We start from the raw sequence: 22061 nt of genomic DNA, 5'->3' as shown, positions 1-22061 counted from the left end.
AATTTATTTTAAATTAAACAAATTAATATTCATTAGATTAAAGAATTTTACTTAATAATTTGTACTTTGTCAATAGTTCTTCCATCAACTTTTAAAATTTTAAAGGTCAAATTGTTTCTTTCCATAACATCATTTTCAGCAGGAAAGTTATTAAATGCTTTTAATAAATAACCAGCAAGTACATCTTCTTCTTCTGGAATGTCAGTTCCAAAGATCGAATTCAAACGATGTAAAGTGATTTTACCATCACAAATGATCTCAGTTTCGGTTAACTTTTCAACCAACAGATCACCTTCTAAATCTGTTTCATCTTCAATTTCTAGTCCAATCATTGTTTCGATAATATCTTCATGTGTTAGAATACCTTCTGTTCCACCATATTCATCTAAAACAATAGCCATATGTTTTTTCTCAATTGTCATTTGTCTAAAGACCCATTCAATTGAATGAAATTCGTATGCAATCAAAGGTTCATCAATAAAGTTTTCTAAAGACTTCTCTTGTTGTTCAGACCAATGAATCAGATGCTTGGAATGAAAGACGCCAATAATATGGTCAATATCTTCATCATAAACAGGATACCTTGAGAATGGATATTGAAGTAAAGCTTTTTTTACCTCATCATAAGTTGAATTGTGTGGTAATGCTACAATTTCAACTCGGGGTGTCTTTAAAACGTCTTTAACATTTAAATTATGAAAATCAAGGACGCCTTTAATACGATAAGATTCATCTTTTTGGAACATCCCTTCAGAATCCGCAATTTCAATGATTGCTCTTAATTCTTCTTTTGAGACGGATACGCTTTCAGGTTCATCTTTAGATAAAGCTTTAGTAATTAGGGTTGTTAGCCAGTTTACAGTAACAGTTATTGGCTTGAAAATAGAAACGAAAGCTGCAATAACCGGATAGACAATATATGAGATTCGCTCCGGAAATGCAGCTGCAATTGATTTTGGCACAATTTCTGCAAAAATAATGATAACAATAGTTAATATTGCTGTTGCTATTCCGACATTATAGCCATAATCGATGGCAATGGTTGTTACAAGAGTTGGCAGAACGATATTTGCTATATTGTTTCCGATTAAGATACTTGTAATAAATTCGCTAGGCTTTGAAACTAAGTCTAATAATTTTTCTGACTTTTTGTCACCGTTTCTTACTTTAGTTTGCAACTTTATCCTATTTGTGGATGTTAGAGCTGTCTCGCTTCCAGAAAAGAAAAATGAAGCAAATAATAAAAAGATGATCGCAATGATCACGAAAATTTCCTCCTTATTGATACCAATAAAATATATTTAGTTGACTTAATTATATACTATTACCCAGATATAGAAAAGTAATATCTTTTAAAATTAAGTCTATAACAATCTTCACTTAATCTGATTATTGTTTGATAATTGGGAAAATCCCTGTATATATGGTATAGAAATGGGTTTCCGCGCATAAAACTGCGTTTGTCGCGCATAAAGGTCCCATTTCCGCGCATAAAAGTAGAATTGCCGAGCATAGAAGTGTGATTAGCGCGCATAAAACCACAGTTTCCGAGCATAGAAGCAAGTCATGATTAGAGGGAATTGGAAGCTTTCAAAATTAGCAGTAAAAAACCTTGTTTTTTATCCGATCATATGTAAAGATAGATGACAAGACACCGGTTATTTGTCAATAAAGAATGGAATTAACTGGGGAAGTTGATTTGATTTTAGATACAGTCATTTTACACTTAACTATTTTACTAATTTGATTAAAAATACTGATAAAAGTGAACGTGATAGATAAGATTAAGTCAGTTATTTCGTGATGGGAAAAAACGCATGCTCAAAAAATATAAAAGGGATGTGGCTTGTCAATATGAATCAAGTTAAGTTGAAAAGGATACTAGAGAATTTTTTTATTGAAGATTTGGGAGAAGGCGATCAAACAACAGATTTGATCTTTCCACAAGGAAAACAAGGTAAACTTGTCTTTTTGGCTAAAGAGGCAGGTATCTTTTGTGGGAAAGATATTATTCAAACGGGTTTTTTAATACTGAATTCAGGCATGGATGTAAACATTGTTGCTAGTGATGGTGATCAGGTGGTTCCGGGTCAACAATTGGCGCTTGTCACTGGAGAAATAACAGATTTATTAAAAGGAGAGCGGGTGATTCTTAATTTGATCCAGCGTATGAGTGGTATTGCTACATTAACCTCTAAAGCTGTAGCAAGATTAAACAATGATCAAATTAGGATTTGTGATACACGAAAAACAACCCCGGGACTTCGTATGATCGAGAAGTATGCTGTTCGTTGTGGCGGTGGTTATAATCACCGATTTGGCTTGTATGACGGGGTGATGATTAAAGATAATCATATATCTTTTGCTGGTTCGATTAAGCGAGCAGTTCAATTCGTACGAAGTCAAACTGGTCATATGGTAAAGATTGAAGTGGAGACAGAATCAAAAGAGCAAGTCATTGAGGCTGTTGAAGCGGGTGCGGATATTATTATGTTTGATAATTGCCCGCCGGATCAGATTGCACAGTTGATAAAGCTTGTGCCTGATTCAATTATTACAGAAGCATCAGGCGGAATTGATATGGAGAATTTAGCACTTTTTCGTGAGACAGGGGTTGACTATATTTCTCTTGGATTTTTAACACATTCATATCACGCACTAGATATTAGTGCTGAAGTTTTACTAGATAAATGAGGGGGATTATAAAATGATTGTGGCAGATAAGCAAAGGTTGATAGTTGAGGAGATTAACAAATGGAAGGAAAAACACCATGCAATTATACTGGCACATAACTATCAAATGCCAGAGATCCAAGATATTGCAGATGTGCTTGGTGATTCATTAGCGCTTGCTCGAGCTGCTTTGACTACAGAAGCGGATGTTATTGTTTTTTGTGGTGTTCACTTTATGGCGGAAACAGCAGCTATCTTGAATCCAGGAAAGACAGTATTACTTCCTGATTTAGAAGCAGGCTGTTCCTTAGCTGACTCAATTACCGTTGAACAACTTCGCAAATGGAAGAGTGAATATCCTGATGCTGTAGTGGTATCTTATGTAAACACATCAGCAGAGGTCAAAGCGGAAAGTGATTATTGCTGTACGTCATCTAATGCTGTTGAGGTAGTTAACTCTATTCCAAGAGATAAAGAGATTTTATTTTTACCAGATATGTTTCTTGGTCAATTTGTAAAACGCGAAACAGGTCGTGACAATATTCATATCTGGTTAGGTGAATGCCATGTTCATGCGGGAATCAGGCCAGATCAAGTGGAAGATGTTATTCGTCATCATCCGAAGGCAGACTTACTCGTTCATCCAGAGTGTGGTTGTTCAACTTCAAGTTTATATTTGAAAGCTGAGGGAGTCTTGCCTGAGGATAAAACACATATTTTATCAACGGGTCAGATGTTAAAGCATTCAAAAGTCGCTCAAGCAGATGAATTTATTGTTGCGACAGAAGTTGGCATCATTCATCAGATGGAAAGGCAAAACCCTGGCAAGCGCTTTTTGGCGGCTAACCCAGAGGCTGTTTGTCCTTTTATGAAAATGATCACATTGGAAAAAGTACTAACCGCTTTGAAAGAAAAGAAGCATGTCATTACTGTACCCGAACAGGTGGCCGGGAAGGCGAAGCAGGCGATCGATCGTATGGTGACAATCGGATAACTTTCTTAATAACATCACAAAGCAATTAAACTTTGAAAGATAATGTTTAACACTTTTAAAGTCATTGCTGAGTGATGTTTTTTTGTCTATTTTGATGGAATCAAAAAATATAAACTTGTGAGTTGAAAATATGTAAGCGGTTAGTTATAATAAAAATAGTATTTCCTAATAGTAAAATAAATTTCCATATAGGAAAAAGGGGTGTTCATTTGAAAAAGCATGAAGTTTTATCTAAATTACTTGACCAGAAGCTTGTCGCTGTTGTACGTGGTGATTCAGTAGAAGAAGCACAAGAGGTTTCTGAGGCATGTATCACTGGTGGGGTTAAAGGGATTGAATTGACATTTACTTTACAAGGTGCAGAAAAGGTGATTGAAAATCTATCGGCTGCATATAAAGATGATGAAGATGTTGTGATTGGTGCTGGAACTGTTTTAGATGCGACGACAGCTAGAATTGCTATTTTAGCAGGGGCACAATTTATTGTTAGCCCAGGCTTTGATAAAGAGACGGCTTTATTATGTAATACTTATCATGTGCCATATTTACCAGGGTGCGTCACTATTACAGAAATTTTAACAGCTTCTAAATATGGTGCTGATGTAATCAAACTCTTCCCAGGTGATTTAGTTGGACCTGATTACATAGGTGCAGTAAAAGGACCACTCCCACATGTTCAACTAATGCCTACAGGGGGAGTAAATGAAGATAATATCACCGATTGGTTTGATAAAGGCGCTGTTGCTGTGGGGATTGGTAGCAATTTAACATCATTGAAGAAATTGGGCTCATTGGAGGCAATTACTGAGCAAGCACAAAAATACGTTGAAAAAATTTCTTATTTAAGGTAGGTTGCAAAATGAAAAGGATTGTTACTTTTGGGGAAATTTTATCTCGACTATCGACAGAGCAAGGTCAGCGTTTAGCGAGTACGAATCAATTACAACTCCATTTTGGTGGAGCGGAGGCTAATGTAGCCGTCTCCCTATCTCAATATGGACATCATACGGCTGTGGCATCTAGAATACCAGATAATATGCTAAGTGACCATGTTGTGAATTATTTGAGATCCATGCGTGTAGATACAGATTTAATTGAGTTTGGTGGAGATCGCCTTGGTTCTTATTACCTTGAAGTAGGTGCAGGGAATAGAGGATCAAAAGTAGTTTATGATCGTAAGTATTCAAGTTTTTCACAACTTAAAGAATCGATGCTCGATTACGATCGTATTTTTGAAAATACTTCAATGTTGCACGTGACAGGTATTACAACGGCCTTATCTGAGGAATTAGTAGATATCGTTGAAAATTTATTTAAAGAGGCCAAGAAGAGAGACATCCAGGTCAGCTTTGATTTTAATTATCGAATGAAACTATGGTCACAAGAGGAAGCAGGCCGAGCATTTAAACGCTTACTCCCATATATTGATATTTGCTCATGTGGTGAGTTAGATCTGATTTATCTACTTGGGTATCCAAAAGTGGACCAAGAATTGTCTGATGAAGAAAAATTGCTAATTTATTATCGACAATTAAAAGAAGATTATTCCAATATAAAGCTTTGCATTTCAACAAAACGAGAAAGTATTTCTGCTTCACATAATACTTTAAAAGGTTATTTGTATGCAGATGATACACTCTATCAATCTAGAACTTATGATATCGATCATATAATCGATCGTGTTGGAGGGGGTGATGCTTTTGTAGCCGGTATTCTTCATGGATATATCAATGAATGGGAACATGATGCAACTGTGTCTTTTGCAACAGCTGCTTCAGTTATAAAGCATACAATATCAGGAGATGCCAACTTGACTACTGAAGCTGAAGTCATGGAAATGATCAATAGTGGGAATCAAATTTCAAGGTAATGATATAAGGAGGAAAAGAGGATTATGAATATGGAAACACGTTATGCACACAACCCAGAAGGAATTAAAAGATTTACAACAGATGAATTAAGAAAGGAATTTTTAGTAGAGTCTATTTTTAAACCAGGTGATGTCATCTTAACTTATACACATCACGATCGTATGATCTTTGGTGGAGTAACTCCAACAGATAAAGAACTCACTATTAAATTAGACAAAGAGTTAGGTGTTGACTATTTCTTAGAAAGAAGAGAATTGGGTATTATTAACATCGGTGCAGATGGTTACGTTGTTCTTGATGGTGAAGAATACGAAATTAATAGTCGCGATGGACTTTATGTTGGTAAAGGGACGAAGGATATTCTATTCCGTTCAAAAGATGCAAGCAATCCTGCTAAGTTCTATATAAACTCAGTACCGGCACATAAAAAATATCCAACAGTAAAATTAGATATTAATAAGATGAAACCGTTAGAGATGGGATCTTCGAAAACATTAAATGAACGGAAGATCTATCAATATATCCACCCGAATAATTGTGAAAGTTGCCAGTTACAAATGGGTTATACGATCTTAAGTGAAGGTAGTGCATGGAACACAATGCCAGCACATACACATGAAAGACGTATGGAGGTTTACCTCTACTTCAACATGGAAGAAGATACACGAGTATTCCACTTTATGGGTGAACCAGAGGAAACTAGACATCTAGTTGTTTCAAATGAACAAGCGATCATTTCTCCAAGCTGGTCTATTCATACAGGTATAGCAACGAGTGATTATACATTTATTTGGGGAATGTGTGGCGAAAATATCACTTATGATGATATGGATCATATTGAAATGAGTAGATTAAGATAAGTTTTGGCTAAACGATTGTTGGGAATCATAAGGTAAAAAGCTAGAGACTGATTATTAGTTAAATTAATCTCAAATCATTGTAGGCATGATCATAGGCAAGTTAATAGGTTAAGAGATTCTCAACAGTAGAGTGAATACGGTCATGCCTGCGATGGTATATAAAAACTTAATCATTTTAATTTACTAATAAACAGCTACAGTATTTTTTGAAGCATTATTTAATAAAGGGAGGAAGAAAGAATGCCAGATACATTAAAAGATTTTTCACTAGATTTCTTTTCATTAAAAGATAAGGTAGCTATTGTAACTGGGGGAAATACAGGTTTAGGGCAAGGTTATTCAGTTGCATTAGCGAAAGCAGGAGCTGATTTATTCATTGTGACTTACGATAATGATTGGGATGAAACACGTGAATTAGTTGAGGCTACAGGAAGAAAAGTAGCGTTTTTCCAAGCTGATTTAAGTGATCGTGAGCAATTGAAGGCTTCGGTTGAAAAATGTATGGAAGTTTACGGCCGAATCGATGTTCTCGTTAATAATGCAGGAACGATTAGACGTTCGCCATTATTAGAGTACAAAGAAGAAGATTGGGATGCAGTACTAAAAATAAATCTTGATGCTGTTTATTTAATGAGTCAAGAAGTAGCAAAAATTATGGTTAAACAAAAGAGCGGTAAAATCGTTAATATTGCTTCAATGCTATCCTTCCAAGGTGGTAAATTTGTTCCATCCTATACGGCAAGTAAGCATGCAGTAGCTGGTTTAACCAAATCATTTGCTAATGAATTAGCTGAACACAATGTTCAAATTAATGCAATTGCCCCAGGATATGTGGCAACAGCGAATACCGCACCTATTCGAGCAGATGAATCTCGTAATGCAGAGATATTATCGAGAATACCAGCAGGAAAATGGGCGAAGCCTTCTGACCTAATGGGAACAGTTGTCTTCTTATCAAGTCCAGCATCGGATTATGTAAATGGTCATATATTAGCTGTTGACGGCGGTTGGTTGGCTAGATAATGAATAAAAAGAAGAGACAGGTTTAAAAAAACGGTCTCTTCTTTATTTGTATTCAATCGATTAATTTAATTCAGCCAGTATATTATCCCGGCAAATTAGTGTGTTTTTAATTAAATCACTTAAGACTTCATCAGTTAAGCGATACTTTGGTAAACTAACACTTACTGCACCGTAGTTTTTTTCGTTTAAAGTTATACTACAAGCGATGCAAAAGACCTCAAAATCATGCTCTCCATCATCACAAGCATATCCAAGTTCTTTAACCTTATCAATTTCTGCATAAAGTGCTTTTTCATCCATAATCGTATTTTCAGTAAATTGAAAGAAATGATTGCTTGCTAAATACTTTCTCATCTCTTCATCTGTGAACTCAGCAAGAACAGCCTTCCCCATTGCAGAACAATAGAGTGGAATGGTTTTACCAATTTCAGAATAGAGAGAAACAGGTTTTTTACTCTCAATTTTTGAAATGTATTTGATGTGGTTTAATTCATGAATCCCTAAATGGACTGTTTCTTCTGTAATTTCTTGTAGTGCCTCTAAATGAGGAAGTGCAATTTGCTTAATGCTAATTTGGTGTAAACTTTTGTTTGCGTATTTAATTAATCTTGGCCCCAAACTGAATGTTTTTGTATCGGGGTCTTTTTGAACATAACCAATTAATAGTAAGGTGTTTAATATTTTTAACGCTGTTGGATTAGTAAGTTCAGTGTATGTTGCTATTTCGTGTAATCTTTTAGGTTGATTTTGTTGTGATAGAAATTCAAGTATAGCGTCAGCCTTTAATAGAACACTACCATATGGTTGTTGTTTTTCATTTGCCATGTATATAGCCCTCCATTTAATATAAGTATATCAAAAGATATGATTAGCGCAAAACATGATTAAGTTCAGTAGGATTAAGCCTCACCTTCCCCCAGCTTACCTGGCCATATGCTTTTAGATTAATAATTAAAAGATATCAGAGCTAATCTCTGGTAGTAAAGGGCTAGCAAAGGCCCAATCGCTTGACCTAAGATTTAGTAGGAAAGAGATGCCCTCCTAAATAATGTTTCACTTTACTTCTTTATTAAGAAGTTGTGACGGGGAGTAGCCCAATATTTTTTTAAATAAGGCTGAAAAATAAGCAGGATTATCGTAACCGACAGCCTTAGCAACTTCGTAAATCATATAATCACCGGAGAGTAACATTTTCCTAGCCTTATCAATCCGTGTCTTAGTTAAATACTCTTTAAAGGTAATTCCCATCGTCTCTTTGAAAATTTTCCCCAAGTAATTTCTAGAGATGTATAATTCTTCAGCAATTTCATTTAAAGTAATTGGTCGATGGAGATTTTTGTCGACATATTTGAGTACATCTTCGATTAATTTTGAATGTCGAATGTTTTGTTGAAAAATGGGTTCATTTTTAATTGTATTTAATAGATTTTGAAAAAAATGCTTCAGCTCTTGCCAAGAATGAAATTGTGAAAAGTGTTGATAAGGGTTAAATAAGTGATCAACCTGATCTGAGATATTTATTCCACAATCTTGGAGCTCATAATTAAATATATTCCATAATTCCGTTCCAATATACATGGCGATAGGTGAGACAAAGGATTTATCTATCATTTGGTTGAAGTAGTTATCCAATGTTTTTTGAATGTATTGAATATCGGTTGAACGAATGGCTAGAGCTAGTTCCTTTTTTATCGGTGTAATTTCAATGGGTGTTTCTTCCTGATTTGTTTGAATTGAAGGCAATAGTAATTTGCGAATAGCTGATATTGTCTCTTCCCAACTAGAAGTACAGTAACCGACCTGATCATTTATCTCAATCGAAAGGAGCTGGGATAAATGGTCACTGAGATTATCGATGATTCTTTTGTGTTGTAGATGCAATTGTGATCCTTTGTCTTTAGTTGTAAATATAGTCAAAATGCTGTTTGATTGGTCGATTTCAATGTAATAATAATCGAAATTAAATGAATACATCGTGTCTTCTATAATATTTGAAATAGCGAAGGAGACCAATTGATTATCATGACGATGGGCTTTATCATCGGAAATAGCAAAGGACAGCTTAATAGGTAAATAGACATAAGATGACCACTCATTAATCATTTGTTGCTGTTTACTTTGTAAGGCTGTAATATTTAAATGTCCATTTACTGCTGATTCAATGAGTTCTTCAGCAAAGTATCTCTTATACTGTTTCACTTTATGTTTGAATTGCTGATAATTACGCTGATTTCTTTGCTCATCCTCCAACTGGTTTAGCACACCTTCGACCGTTTGAATAATTGTTGCCCTAGAGGCGGGTTTGGATAAATAATCTTCAATTTTTAATTTTAAGGCCTGTTGTGCATGTTTAAATTCTGAATAACCACTTAAAATGATAATCTTCTGTTGGAAGTCTCTCTCTCTTAACGCTCGAATCATTTCAATGCCGTCTAATTTCGGCATGTAAATATCCGTTATAATAAGGTCAGGTTGTTTGTTAGCAATTGTTTCAAGTCCATCAATTCCATTTGATGCGGTAGCAATAACCTCACAAGGTAAATTTGATTTTGATAGTGTTGCTTTCATTCCATTTAACACATGTTTATCATCATCAACGACTACTATTGACCAAGTCATAGGCTTTCTCCTTTATCCTGGTTTAACTATTATTCCAATTTAATTAAAATTATCCGAGGTAAACTAAGGGTTATGGTGGTTTGACAGGGAACGGTAAAAATCCCATTTGTACAGCTATTTACAAGAGAGAAAACCCTTTTGTATCAAAAATCTTAGGTATCCTCAGTATAACTTCAACGCCACCTTCAGGCCTGTTCGTTATATTTATTTTAGCGGCATAATGGTAATAATGATTTAGCCTATCTTTTACATTTTTAATGCCATAGCCACCGGATTTATTATCTGTTTTATGCTTTGAAAATGAATCAGCACCAAGACCGTTATCTTTGATTGAAATCTGGATGAAATTCTCCTTATCTCTTATTGTTATTGTAATCAGCCCATCTTCTATATCTTGAATGCCGTGAATAAGGGCATTTTCTACAAAAGGTTGTAGCGTTAGTTTTGGTATTAGTGCATGGCGAACCTCTTCTTCCATAACGATATGATATTGGAAGGTTCCTTGTTGCCTAATTTCCTGCAGTTTTAAATATTTTTTCACATATTCAACTTCCTCTTCAATGGTTAGGATACTTTTACCATTTGAAAGTCCAACTCTCAACATACCGCCCAATAATTCAATCATTTCACTCATGTCATCATCACCTGATTCAATTGCGCGCCAATTAAGTTGATCAAGGGTGTTATATAGAAAATGCGGATTTATATTTGCTTGAAGTGCCTTAAGCTCTGCCCGTTTTTGTTGTTTGTGCTGTGCAATGAGTGATTTATGTAATTTTTCATTCCGATTAATTAAATTTTTATAACCAGTAAACAAGTGCCCGAATTCATTACGATAATGATTAGGTATATTTTGTGTTGCTCGATTTAATTGATAATGATTCATTAAATCAGTCAATTGATGAATGGGTTTTGTTAGTTGATTTGATAAAAAACCAATAGCGATTAAAACAAAAATTGTAATGAGTAAACTGAACAATAGTAATCGAGTTGCAGCTTGTTTACTAGATTGAGTAAGTTGTTGATATGGTGTCGTTGCGACTAATTGCCAGTCATAGCTCATAAGATCAGCTGTGACGACCAATTCATCCTTATTAACAAAATAAGACCTATTCCAATCTGTCGATTCTTCTGATGTGGTTGATGGTATATATTTTTGGCCAATTTCAGTTTGATTGGTACTTGCCAAAATGTGTGCATGTTTATCAATCAAATAGAGTACGGATTCATTCGGATAGGATCTAAGCCAACTCTCGGCAATTAAGGGATCCAAATTTAAGACAAGAATGGCTTGTGTTTGTCCGCGTGAATTCTTAATTTTCCGTGCATGGCTAATGACGGGTTCATCTCCAGAGATCATTTCTACTGTGCGAATGCCAATCCAATCAGCATTTTTATGATCTAATTGGTGAATCAAAGGAGACGTTAAAGCTTTTTCTAAATCATAATAACGAACGGGATTCTGAATATTATTTGTTGGTGGATCATCTATGAATATTTCTATTGAGTGCAAATCACCATTACTATAAACCGAATTGGAAAAGTCATTAGTTAGTGAATAAATTTGATAATAACTCCCACGATTGTTTATGACTTCATTTAAACTGCTTTGTCTCGATAAAACAATAGCGTTTGCTTCAAATGCCCGTAGTCTTTCTTCGATACTATCCTTAATTAAAGTTACATTTATTTGTTGTTGACTTGCTGATAAATGGACGATTTCCTTGATCGAAACACGATAATTAATAAAAATGATTGTTGCCAAAGTAATGATAAAAAGGCTTGATATGCTTATGAATAAAACGTATTTGAATGAGTATTTATTTAGAAATCTCAACAAGAAACCTCCAAAGAATAAATTTCCCATATAGAAAATTACTTATTCATATAGAAATTACATCTATTATTATATATAATAGTGTAAGGGGTTTCAACGTTTTAAATTTATGTAATTGATAAAGGAGGCACATCCCAGTTGAGAAAAGCATTTAAAATGAGCGTGCATAAGGATCAACATGATGAATATTACAAACGGCATCAAGAACTATGGCCTGAGATGGAAATCTTACTAAAGCAACACGGGGTCATTAAATATGGGATTTTCTTAGATGAGAAAACAAGTATACTGTTTGCTTATCTAGAAGTTGAAGATGAAAAAGAGTGGGCTAAAGTAAGTGAGACAGAGATTAATCAAAGATGGTGGGACTATATGGCGCCGATTATGGACGTTAATCCAGACAATAGTCCAATCTCAATTGATCTTACCGAGATGTTTTATTTAGAGAAATAAATGGATTGATTTGAGAAGCTCTGTGATTTATAGGCAAATGAAAAATCAGTCCTTAGAAAATGCAGTTTTACTTAACTTTTCCCAGATTAACTGGCTGTTCCTCACTTAGTGAAGGTTCAAACTCTAACTATTAATCGTTAATATGCTTGATGGTTATCTAAGGTGACCGTGCAGTCAAAATAATAAATAAGGAGAATTTTAAAATGAATTTAGGTATTAGAGCACACGATATTGAGAATGAAAATTTACAGGATCTCGCAAATAAGCTAGGTGAAAAAAATATTCCATCCATTCAATTTGCATTGAAAAAATCAATCAAAGAGTGGGAGATCACAACTTCAAGTTTGACTACGGGTTTTGCAAAAAATATAGCTAATACTTTTGCAGAACAGAAAGTTGATATAGCTGTATTAGGCTGCTATATCAATATGATTGATCCAGACTTAGAAGAGCGTAAGAAAGTTTTAGATTATTTTAAAGCCCACCTTCGCTTTGCTCGTGATTTTAATTGTAGTATCGTTGGAACCGAAACGGGCAATGTCCATTCAAAAATGGGCTATACCACAGATAACTTTACCGAAGAGGCATTTCAAAAAGTTGTGGAAAGCGTTAAGATTCTGGTTGAGGAAGCTGAACGTTTTGGGGTCATTGTTGGTATTGAAGGGGGAACACATCATCCAATCTATTCTCCACAATTGATGAAACGCCTGATCGATGAAGTGAAGTCAAATAATTTGCAGGTTATTTTAGATCCGGTAAACTTTTTAACCGTTGATAATTATCAAAACCAGACAAAAATCATGGATGAAGCTTTTGACTTGTTTGGTGATCGAATTGTTATTGTCCATGCTAAAGACTTTGTTATTGAAGATAATAAAATCAAAATGGTTCCAGCTACTCACGGCAACCTTGACTATACTTACTTATTTAAAAAGATCAAATATGCTAAGCCGAATATCCCAATCTTATTAGAAGGAGCAAAGGAACCACATATTTCACAAATTATAACAGACTTAACAAAGCTATATGATCAAATTTAAATTCCTGGAGGAGAATAATGGCTAATATAAAACGAGAAACCGTTATTGAGAAAATAGAATCATTAGCAATCAATTTATCACAAATAAAAGATGATCAAGGTGAATTTTTGTTAGATTTTGATGGTTTAAAGGTTGATGATAAGAGCTGGCATGTCTGGAACTGGCCACAAGGTGTTGGTCTATATGGGCTTTATCAGTATTGGAAGATGACCAAAAGCGATACAGCTATTAATATATTAGAAGAATGGTATGAGCAACGTCTGCTTGAAGGTTCACCACCTAAAAATGTGAACACGATGGCACCGCTCTTGACTATGGCCTATCTATATGAGGAAAGAGGGGCCTCAGAGTATTTACCATATTTGGAACAATGGGCAGAGTGGGTAATGTATGAGATGCCTAGAACAGAAGAAGATGGCCTCCAACATATGACTTACGGGCCAGAAAATAAAAACCAATTATGGGCAGACACCTTAATGATGACTGTTTTGCCACTGGCGAAGATTGGCCAACTATTGAATCGCCCAGAGTATATAGAAGAGGCTAAGAGGCAATTTTTACTTCATATTAAATATTTAGCTGACAAAAAAACTGGTTTGTGGTTTCATGGTTGGACCTTTGAAGGAAATCATAATTTTGCCTCGGCATTATGGGGAAGAGGGAATTGTTGGGCAACAATAGCGATTCCTGAAATTATTGAGATGCTAGATTTAAAGAAAGGTGATTTTCTATATAACTATTTAGTTAGTACACTAGAAAAACAAGTTGAAGCTTTAGAGAAATATCAAAATGAAAGTGGCCTCTGGCATACCTTAGTTGATGATAAAACATCCTATACTGAAGCGTCAGCATCAGCTGGATTTGCTTATGGTATTTTAAAAGCCATTCGAAAGCGTTATCTATCAGATAAATTTTTGCCTATGGCTGAGCGTGCTATTGTTGCAGTGATTAATGAAATTAATGAAGAGGGAGCACTACAAAAGGTTTCAATTGGTACTGGAATGGGTGATGATCTGGACTTCTACCGAATGATTGATCAAACAACAATGCCCTATGGACAATCGCTAGCAATCCTATGTTTAACTGAATACTTATATAAGTATATTTAGTGGATAAATAATTGGTGGCTATATTCAATGCCACCAATTATTGTTTGTTGCAGTGTAACTGTCAGCAAAAGTCCGGTTCATTCATTTAACACTCGATGGGGGGAAGTCCCTGCTGGATAAAGAAAGTTGTGATTGGCCCCTGGTCTTTTACAAGCTATAGTAGAACTCAATTCAGCTTTTTCCCTTGCCCTATATGTTATGATAATGAAGGAGTATATTAAACAACTCATAGTATAATTCGCAGAATATTTAAGGAGATCGGTATGAAGAAAGATTTATTTTATCAACACATTTATATGTTTTATTCATTTGTTTTTGTACTCTCAATTATGAATGTTTTTATTGAGAGTGAAAGTCTTAATTATTTGATTGGCTTGCTCGCTATTTTAATGGTTATTGTATCTTTCTCGAGAGCAACAAGGTTATTTAAAATCCTTAGTAGTTCATTTCTCTCAATTGGTGGTTTTATCTATCTTTATTCGGGAGAATCATTACTCGAGCTTCCAAGTATATTAACCAATAATATGTTGCTATTGACACTTTTAACCATGCTTCCTTGGATGAATAGTGTTGTTCGAAGCGGTCGATTTGATCGGACGATTAACAAGTTAATGAGAATTAACGCTTCTGATCTTGGTCGATTATATACACGAAGTTCAGCAACTACTTTGACTTTAGCGGCATTCTTGAATTTATCTGCTGCTACTATTTCACAAGATGTACTAAAGGATACACTATCAAATGTAGAACAAAAAGTTATGAAATCATTCATTAGTATCTCAACATTAAGAGGCTTCTCATTAGCACTGTTATGGAGTCCTTTAGAAATATTGCTGGCGACCTCTCTTTTCATGACAGATGTTTCATACGGAGAGATTCTGCCTTGGTTACTATTAATTTCGGCAATTATTTTCATTTTAGATTCAATTTGGGGTAGATTTCATTTTAAAAAGTATTCCTATGAGAGCGATGACAGTGTGGAGCTTAATCAGGCTGATCTGAAGAAATTAAGAAATAAAATTGCCCATTTAGCAGTAGCGCTTGTCACCTTTTTAGGACTTGTGATTGCTTTAGGAAATTTATTTGATCTAAGTTTTTCGTTAACGGTGACCTTACTCATTTTCCCTTATTCATTTGTCTGGTCATTAATCATGAATAGAAGAAAGACCTTCTGGATTATTGGTTGGAATACGTGGAAAGAAAAAACGAATACAATGCAAAATTTTATTCTATTATTTATTTCTCTCTCGCTATTTTCATATAGTATCGGGAGCACGACATTCTTAAATGTTATTCAAGAGCCACTGTTGGCAATATCCCAATATCCTCTGCTTGTATTCTTTTTAATTCAAATAACCTTTATTTTTCTTAGTATGTTTGGTATTCATCCGCTGGGCACGCTTGGGATATTAACAACTTTATTAACAACATTACTTACTGTTTATAATCCATTAAGTATCGCTATTGTCCTGGCAACGAGTTCAATAGCCACTTTATCAGTTGGGACATACGGCCTTGTTGTGACTTTGACGTCAGTGAATCTGGAGCTTAGTCCATACCAAATTACCATTAGCAATTTAGTCTATGCTTTGGTCTATGGGGGAGTGGGATCAATTATTGGTTATCTCCTGCTATAGTTTTATCGTAGTACAAGTGACAGTAACGGACCGATTGGTTCAAGGGACTCTAGGGCATCTACTTGCTAAAACTGTCCCTATACATCTGTCAGACAAAATGAGACTGGAATATAACTTAGCTAAAATCAAAAGGGAATTCATTAAATACTGGATTCCTTTTTGATCTTATGATCATTTATATAAGTCATCACGATTTAAATGGTTTAGATGTGTCACTCCGTGATTTACACCCTGGGTGGACGCTTTCCGTGGGTACGGCCTCGGGCGCACAGGATGTGGGTCAGTTAGACGTTGCCACAGGACGTGGCGGTTTTAGTCTAACATTCCTTATTGCCCCACTGCCGTGTCGTAATAAGGATTTTCGGACTCGCACTTTTTCCGTAGGAGTTGTCAGCCGACCTTCCAATCACTTGGTTGGTGTTCCTGATAGTGGATCATAAGGGGAAACACAAAAAAATATATGAGAGGAAAAGGCTGATAAAACTGCGGACAAGGTAAAATTGATCTTGGCCGTTCTTTAAGTTTTTGAAGGCTAATTTTGGTGTCTTTAAGAGGTAAATTCAAAGTACAGAATGAAGGCGGATTTGCCTTAATGGCGGCGAAATTATAGAAGTTTACCACTATTAACAAGGCTAAACTGGGCGTTTATATACATAAGATAGGATAATGTGGTTCTGATTACAATTTCCATGTAATCAGAACCATTTTTCATGATTAGGGTCTCGTTTTGTCTCAGCCCCATTATGTTACTTTTTTTAGTTAACTTTTTTCCCTTTTTGTAGATAGTCATTTATAATCTCACTTTGAATTGCAGGATGACAGGTTAGTGTGGAGTCCCTTGTTAACATATTGATTGGTTTACCATCTAAATTGGTAGAGACAGCACCCACTTCATTTGCAATGACCATTCCACCTGCGATGTCCCAAGGTGCAAGATTCATGGTTAGATAACCATCAATGATTCCCTCCGCAATAAAGGCGAGTTTCAAAGCGGCAGAACCATAAGTTCTTGAACCGAGAATTTTCTTTACTAATTGTTGCATGATGCGTTCATCGATGACGTCGTTTTCACATAACCAATAGTGGTTAAAACCTAAGATGGCTTCTTCAAGTTTTAAGTTTTCTGTTAAATGGGGTAGCTTTTGATCATTTTTAAAAGCTCCTTGGCCTTTTAATCCTGTGTAGAGATTGTTTGCCATACAGTCATAGACTAAGCCAATTTCGCCAACGCCATTATGGAAAATGCCAATGGATATTGCAAAGTTTCGTTTTTGTTCAATAAAATTCATAGTTCCATCAATCGGATCAATAATCCAAATCGTTCCGTCAAGTGATTTTAGCTGATCTCCATACCCTTCTTCACTAAATATAAGATGGTCTGGAAAGGTTTCTCTGATCTTAGTAGCTAAAAAGCGCTCAACTTCTTTATCAATCTCAGTGACCAAATCTTTAGGACTCGATTTTGTTTCGATGATTAGTGGATCATTCATTTTTGTACGAATGATTTCCCCAGCTGCTAAAACCCATTCTTTTGCTTGTGAGAAAATCTGTTTCTGTATAATTTTATCCATATATGCTCCTCCTCTAGTTAGAATAATTTAGATTTTGAACTTTTACTTTATCGAATCATTTGAGTCTATTATAGCATAGTCTGATTGTTAGTTTATTTAAACAACATAAGGCCTATGGGTTTAGGCATTCAGATTTTCATTGAATTTGGTAACGATGAAATTGACTGAATAAGGCCTTTCTTTTTATCTAATAAACTCATTAATCAGTCTTTTAGAGTCATACTAAGCACATAGCCCCTAAGCTTTCTCTTTATCATGCACCTCTCCTCTAAGTAAATAGAGTGAAGGAGAATGGCGGAAAATCAGTTGGGTTTAATTTGCTTTGTTATAAAATAAACCAACCACTTTGTTAGATTTGTATTGTTTTTCAATCGTTTTTTAACTTTTCTTATCTACTAATAAGATGAAGACTAATTTATAATCGACAATGTAAGCGGTTACTTAAATCAGTAGGAGGAGAAGAGCAAATGAAGAAAAGGTTATTGTTTTTATTACTTTCTACAATTTTTTTACTGACAGCATGTGGGGGGAGTGAAGGTGAGACAACTTCAAAGGATGGGGCTTCACAAACAGAAGAAGATAGTGGTGGGGAAACGGTCATTCGTGTAGCTTGGTGGGGGAATCAAGAGCGTCATGATATGACACTAGAGGCGATTAAACTGTTTGAGGAATTGAATCCCGGAATTAAAGTTCAGCCAGAGTATACGGGCTGGGATGGATATTGGGAACGTTTAAATACCCAAGCTGCAGGGAGTAACTTACCTGATGTGATTGCAATGGATAATGCTTATTTAAATGAATATAACAACAATGATCTACTAGTTGATTTAGCACCATTAATTAATGATGGAGAGATTGACTTAAGTGATGTTGATGATGTTTATCAAGAAATTAATCATGATGGTGATCGTGTACTGGCTGTCTCTCTGGGAGCAAATGCATTGGCTTTGGTGTATAACGAAGATTTATTAGCCGAACATGGTTTTGAGCTTGAACCAGGCTTTACCTATGACGATTTATATGAAATAAACTTAGCGATTAAAGAAGCGGTTGAGGCTGAAGGCGGAGAGTATTTTGGCTATGACTTTGCTAATGCAGAGTACGAATTGTTTAATAACTATGCAAGACAACATGATATGTCTTTCTATAATGAGGAGGGAAATGGATTAGGATTTGATAAAGAGGTGCTTGTCTCATATTTTGAGTGGGTACAAAAAATGGTCGAAGATGGTGCCGCACCTTCACACGATTTGATGATGTCATATATTGAAGGGGGTAACTCAATGGTTCAGGAAGGTACATCTGTTGTTCAAACAGCTGCCAGTAACCAACTTATTGGCATTTCACAAGGTACCGATTATGAACTAGATTTAACGATTTTACCAGCTTTGGATGGTGTTCATGCCAACTATATTAGACCAAGTATGTCCTTCTCAATTACAGAGCATTCAGAACATCAAGAAGCAGCGGCGAAGTTTATTGACTTTTTCACTAACAATTTAGAGGCAAATGAGATTTTACAGGCTGAGCGAGGTGTACCAATTTCATCTGTTGTCCGTGAACATTTAAGTGATAAAGTAACAGATTCTGTCGAAAAGACATTTGCTTATTTAGAAGTTGTTGCTGAATACGCAAAAGAAGCAGATCCACTCTCCCCTCCAGGAGAAACAGAAGTACGCGGTGCCTTTGATCGAATTTTAGAATCCTTAAAATATAGTCAATTGACACCTGAAGAGGCGGCAGATCAGTTTATGAATGAAGCATTAAATATCTTGAATTAGTTAAGATAAAGCGATTATTTAAATAACTTGGTTTTAAATAATCGCTTTTGGAATTCCTGTAAAAAAAATGATGATGAAAGGGATGGCAAAGAAAAAAATGAGTGACACAAGTCGTTTAAAGTTAGAATCTCATCGAAAGGGTTCGGATCATTTAGCTGGTTACTTAAGTATATCCCCCTGGTTAATTGGCTTTATCCTACTAATTGTTGGGCCGATGATCGCCTCATTCTATTTGTCTTTTACCGATTATAACTTATTATCTTCACCTAATTGGGTTGGATTAGATAATTATCGGGCCCTATTCAGTGATGGGCGATTTTTGAAATCATTAGAAATCACCTTCAAGTTTGTCTTTATTTCTGTTCCTGCAAAACTTATTTTTGCATTGGCGGTTGCTATGCTCTTTAATACAGGGCGAAAGGGCAGCTCTTTGTTTTCAGCTATTTACTATATCCCTTCAATTATTGGCGGAAGTGTAGCGATCGCGGTTGTTTGGAAGCAGCTCTTTGGCCGTCAAGGGGCGATAACACAAATATTATCAATGTTAAATATAGCAGAAGGAAACTTAATTGGTAATCCAGATACAGCCTTACTGGTGCTAATTATATTGGTCATTTGGCAATTTGGTTCACCAATGATTATCTTTTTAGCTGGGCTCCGTCAAATTCCGAAAGAGTTATATGAGGCTGCAAGTGTTGATGGTGCAACTAAAGTTAAACAGTTTTTCCATATTACCTTGCCAATGTTAACGCCAGTAATCTTTTTTAATTTAGTTATGCAAACCATTAATGGTTTTATGACGTTTACTCAATCTTATTTAATTACCGGTGGTGGGCCCCTAGATGAGACACTCTTTTATGCGGTTTACCTTTATGAAACAGCTTTTGAATATTTAAGAATGGGTTATGCTTCTGCCATGGCCTGGGTCTTGCTCATGATTATAGCAGTCATTACCTTGATATTCTTTATGACATCTAAGTACTGGGTCTTTTACCAAGATGGGGGGCGTTACTAATGCGGAAAAACAAGCGTCTACTAGGGGATATTATTTTCTATATCTTTACGATTGGTTTAGGGCTTGCAATGATTTATCCAATTCTTTGGATGTTTGCAAGTTCCCTAAAACCTGCATCGGAAATCTTTAATCATGCGATCTCTTTATGGCCAAGTGAATTTATTTGGGAAAACTATTCTGAAGGATGGGCTGGATTTGGTGGAATTGGTTTTTCTACCTTCTTTAAAAACTCCTTTTTTGTTACATCAATTGTTGTCATTGGGACGCTCTTAACAGGAAGTGTTGTTGCTTATGGCTTTGCAAGAATTGATTTTAAATACAGTAAAATACTGTTTGCCTGCTTAATGGGGACGATCATGTTGCCTGTACAAGTCACATTGATTCCACAGTATATTATCTTCAATAAAATAGGTTGGGTAAATACCTTTTATCCATTATTGTTACCTGGTTTAATGGGTGGTCAACCTTTTTTTATCTTTCTGTTAATTCAATTTATTCGTGGAATACCACGCGAACTAGATGAAGCAGCCATTATGGATGGTGCTAATAAATTTGATATTTACTGGCGAGTTATTTTGCCATTGTTGAAACCGGCATTAGTGACGGTAGCTTTATTTTGTTTCATGTGGACATGGGATGACTTTCTAGCGCCATTGATTTATTTAAATAATGCGAGCCTTCATACAGTAACCATTGCATTGAGAAACTTTATGGACTCTTCGGGGGCTACATCTTGGGGTCCTTTATTAGCTATGTCATCCTTATCCTTATTACCACAGTTATTAATCTTTGCTTTCTTTCAAAAATACTTAGTTGAAGGTATTGCGACAACGGGATTAAAGTAATGCAACCAGAATATAAGTGACTAGGGTGAAGTGAAATGAATGTGAGTAAGGTTGGTACTGGTATTTATCATTTACTTGAATGGCTAATGGTATTAGCTTGGTTGAATATTTTATGGCTTAGTTTTACACTGCTAGGATTGATTATATTTGGTTGGGCACCTGCGACACTTTCCTTACTCTCTATATTAAAGGAAATATGCCAAACTAAAGATTTATCCTTACCTAAAGTTAAGCAATTTTATCATCATTATCGCCAGAATTTTATTGTGGCAAATGGGGTTGGCTTTATCCTAATTCTAGGGACAATCGTTCTTAGCTATGGATTGATAACATTACCGTTTTTACCGGATACTTCTTTCTATTTCATGTTTGTTTTTTATCTTGTAATGACCAGCCTATTTATATTGATAGTTATCTTTATTTGGCCAACACTCATCTCTTGCCAAACAACATTTATCAATTATTTTAAATATGCCCTGTTAATTGGATTATCAAATCTTCATTATGGTTTGTTATTTGTGATCAGTTTACTAGTTATCCATTTTTTATTCAGCCCCTTTCCGGGACTAGTCTTGTTCTTTTCAATCAGTCTACCTTGCCTTATATTGATGCATATCACAATAAAGGTAGTTTGTAAAATAGAGGATAAGGCTTCAGTTATTCAATAAACACAATAAGTGAAAGCGTTAACATAGGCTTACGACAAAATATGTTAAACATAAAACAATATAAT

The 22061-nt window shown here is 35.3% G+C and carries 20 protein-coding genes; 15 read left to right on the top strand and 5 right to left on the bottom strand.

Annotated features, from left to right (window positions below; translation table 11 throughout):
• Nucleotides 1–47 precede the first annotated feature (47 nt).
• The gene (locus KQI76_RS01340) at nt 48–1265 is read right to left on the bottom strand and encodes a hemolysin family protein (RefSeq protein WP_216398500.1); all 1218 of its coding nucleotides are present in this window, start codon (nt 1263–1265) and stop codon (nt 48–50) included.
• A gap of 589 nt (nt 1266–1854) precedes the next feature.
• On the opposite strand from KQI76_RS01340, the gene nadC reads away from it, so the two are divergent.
• The 6 genes from nadC (at nt 1855) to kduD (ending at nt 7421) form a co-directional block, all read left to right on the top strand.
• Complete coding sequence (gene nadC / locus KQI76_RS01335) at nt 1855–2694, top strand: carboxylating nicotinate-nucleotide diphosphorylase (protein ID WP_216398499.1); 840 nt, start codon at nt 1855–1857, stop codon at nt 2692–2694.
• 13 nt (nt 2695–2707) lie between these two features.
• On the top strand, nt 2708–3667 hold the full coding sequence (gene nadA / locus KQI76_RS01330; RefSeq protein WP_216398498.1) for a quinolinate synthase NadA: 960 nt from the start codon (nt 2708–2710) through the stop codon (nt 3665–3667).
• Nucleotides 3668–3876: 209 nt separating this feature from the next.
• Nucleotides 3877–4518: a bifunctional 2-keto-4-hydroxyglutarate aldolase/2-keto-3-deoxy-6-phosphogluconate aldolase gene (locus tag KQI76_RS01325; RefSeq protein WP_216398497.1), complete on the top strand. Its 642-nt coding sequence runs from the start codon at nt 3877–3879 to the stop codon at nt 4516–4518.
• An 8-nt stretch (nt 4519–4526) separates the two neighbouring features.
• Complete coding sequence (locus KQI76_RS01320; RefSeq protein ID WP_216398496.1) at nt 4527–5537, top strand: sugar kinase; 1011 nt, start codon at nt 4527–4529, stop codon at nt 5535–5537.
• Between the two features lie 30 nt (nt 5538–5567).
• Nucleotides 5568–6398: a 5-dehydro-4-deoxy-D-glucuronate isomerase gene (gene kduI / locus KQI76_RS01315; RefSeq protein WP_216398534.1), complete on the top strand. Its 831-nt coding sequence runs from the start codon at nt 5568–5570 to the stop codon at nt 6396–6398.
• 240 nt (nt 6399–6638) lie between these two features.
• Complete coding sequence (gene kduD, locus KQI76_RS01310) at nt 6639–7421, top strand: 2-dehydro-3-deoxy-D-gluconate 5-dehydrogenase KduD (RefSeq protein WP_216398495.1); 783 nt, start codon at nt 6639–6641, stop codon at nt 7419–7421.
• A 60-nt stretch (nt 7422–7481) separates the two neighbouring features.
• Here kduD and KQI76_RS01305 read toward each other — a convergent pair whose 3' ends face one another.
• The 3 genes from KQI76_RS01305 to KQI76_RS01295 form a co-directional block, all read right to left on the bottom strand.
• Nucleotides 7482–8246 carry an IclR family transcriptional regulator gene (locus KQI76_RS01305; protein ID WP_216398494.1) on the bottom strand — a complete coding sequence of 255 codons (765 nt, stop codon included), beginning with the start codon at nt 8244–8246 and terminating at the stop codon, nt 7482–7484.
• Between the two features lie 228 nt (nt 8247–8474).
• Nucleotides 8475–10040: a response regulator gene (locus KQI76_RS01300; RefSeq protein ID WP_216398493.1), complete on the bottom strand. Its 1566-nt coding sequence runs from the start codon at nt 10038–10040 to the stop codon at nt 8475–8477.
• 118 nt (nt 10041–10158) lie between these two features.
• A complete protein-coding gene (locus tag KQI76_RS01295) occupies nt 10159–11877 on the bottom strand; it encodes a sensor histidine kinase (protein ID WP_216398492.1) in 1719 nt (572 codons plus the stop codon).
• 138 nt (nt 11878–12015) lie between these two features.
• Here KQI76_RS01295 and rhaM point away from each other — a divergent pair, with 138 nt between their 5' ends.
• The 5 genes from rhaM to KQI76_RS01270 all read left to right on the top strand — a co-directional run bounded on the left by rhaM (nt 12016) and on the right by KQI76_RS01270 (nt 16556).
• Nucleotides 12016–12330: an L-rhamnose mutarotase gene (gene rhaM / locus KQI76_RS01290; RefSeq protein ID WP_256442900.1), complete on the top strand. Its 315-nt coding sequence runs from the start codon at nt 12016–12018 to the stop codon at nt 12328–12330.
• A 203-nt stretch (nt 12331–12533) separates the two neighbouring features.
• Nucleotides 12534–13370, top strand: a complete 837-nt coding sequence (locus tag KQI76_RS01285; protein ID WP_216398491.1) for a sugar phosphate isomerase/epimerase family protein — start codon at nt 12534–12536, stop codon at nt 13368–13370.
• A 17-nt stretch (nt 13371–13387) separates the two neighbouring features.
• Nucleotides 13388–14479, top strand: a complete 1092-nt coding sequence (bglB, locus tag KQI76_RS01280) for a beta-galactosidase BglB (protein ID WP_216398490.1) — start codon at nt 13388–13390, stop codon at nt 14477–14479.
• Between the two features lie 263 nt (nt 14480–14742).
• Nucleotides 14743–16116, top strand: a complete 1374-nt coding sequence (locus KQI76_RS01275; protein ID WP_216398489.1) for a hypothetical protein — start codon at nt 14743–14745, stop codon at nt 16114–16116.
• A gap of 248 nt (nt 16117–16364) precedes the next feature.
• Nucleotides 16365–16556 (top strand): hypothetical protein, encoded by a 192-nt coding sequence (locus KQI76_RS01270; RefSeq protein WP_216398488.1) that lies wholly within the window; start codon nt 16365–16367, stop codon nt 16554–16556.
• Nucleotides 16557–16871: 315 nt separating this feature from the next.
• Here the strand turns inward: KQI76_RS01270 and KQI76_RS01265 are convergent, their stop codons facing one another.
• On the bottom strand, nt 16872–17687 hold the full coding sequence (locus KQI76_RS01265) for an inositol monophosphatase family protein (protein ID WP_216398487.1): 816 nt from the start codon (nt 17685–17687) through the stop codon (nt 16872–16874).
• A gap of 467 nt (nt 17688–18154) precedes the next feature.
• On the opposite strand from KQI76_RS01265, the gene KQI76_RS01260 reads away from it, so the two are divergent.
• The 4 genes from KQI76_RS01260 to KQI76_RS01245 all read left to right on the top strand — a co-directional run bounded on the left by KQI76_RS01260 (nt 18155) and on the right by KQI76_RS01245 (nt 21996).
• Nucleotides 18155–19468, top strand: a complete 1314-nt coding sequence (locus KQI76_RS01260; protein ID WP_216398486.1) for an ABC transporter substrate-binding protein — start codon at nt 18155–18157, stop codon at nt 19466–19468.
• An 82-nt stretch (nt 19469–19550) separates the two neighbouring features.
• A complete protein-coding gene (locus tag KQI76_RS01255; RefSeq protein WP_253288747.1) occupies nt 19551–20483 on the top strand; it encodes a carbohydrate ABC transporter permease in 933 nt (310 codons plus the stop codon).
• Nucleotides 20483–21328, top strand: a complete 846-nt coding sequence (locus KQI76_RS01250) for a carbohydrate ABC transporter permease (RefSeq protein WP_216398484.1) — start codon at nt 20483–20485, stop codon at nt 21326–21328. Before KQI76_RS01255 ends, KQI76_RS01250 begins: the two co-directional genes overlap by 1 nt.
• Nucleotides 21329–21363: 35 nt before the next feature.
• A complete protein-coding gene (locus KQI76_RS01245; protein ID WP_216398483.1) occupies nt 21364–21996 on the top strand; it encodes a YesL family protein in 633 nt (210 codons plus the stop codon).
• The last annotated feature ends 65 nt before the right edge of the window (nt 21997–22061 follow it).

Source organism: Amphibacillus sp. MSJ-3 (genome assembly GCF_018919165.1).
GTDB lineage: Bacteria > Bacillota > Bacilli > Bacillales > Amphibacillaceae > Amphibacillus.
The sequence above is the reverse complement of the archived record's forward strand: the minus strand, read 5'-3'. Positions and strand labels throughout refer to the sequence as shown.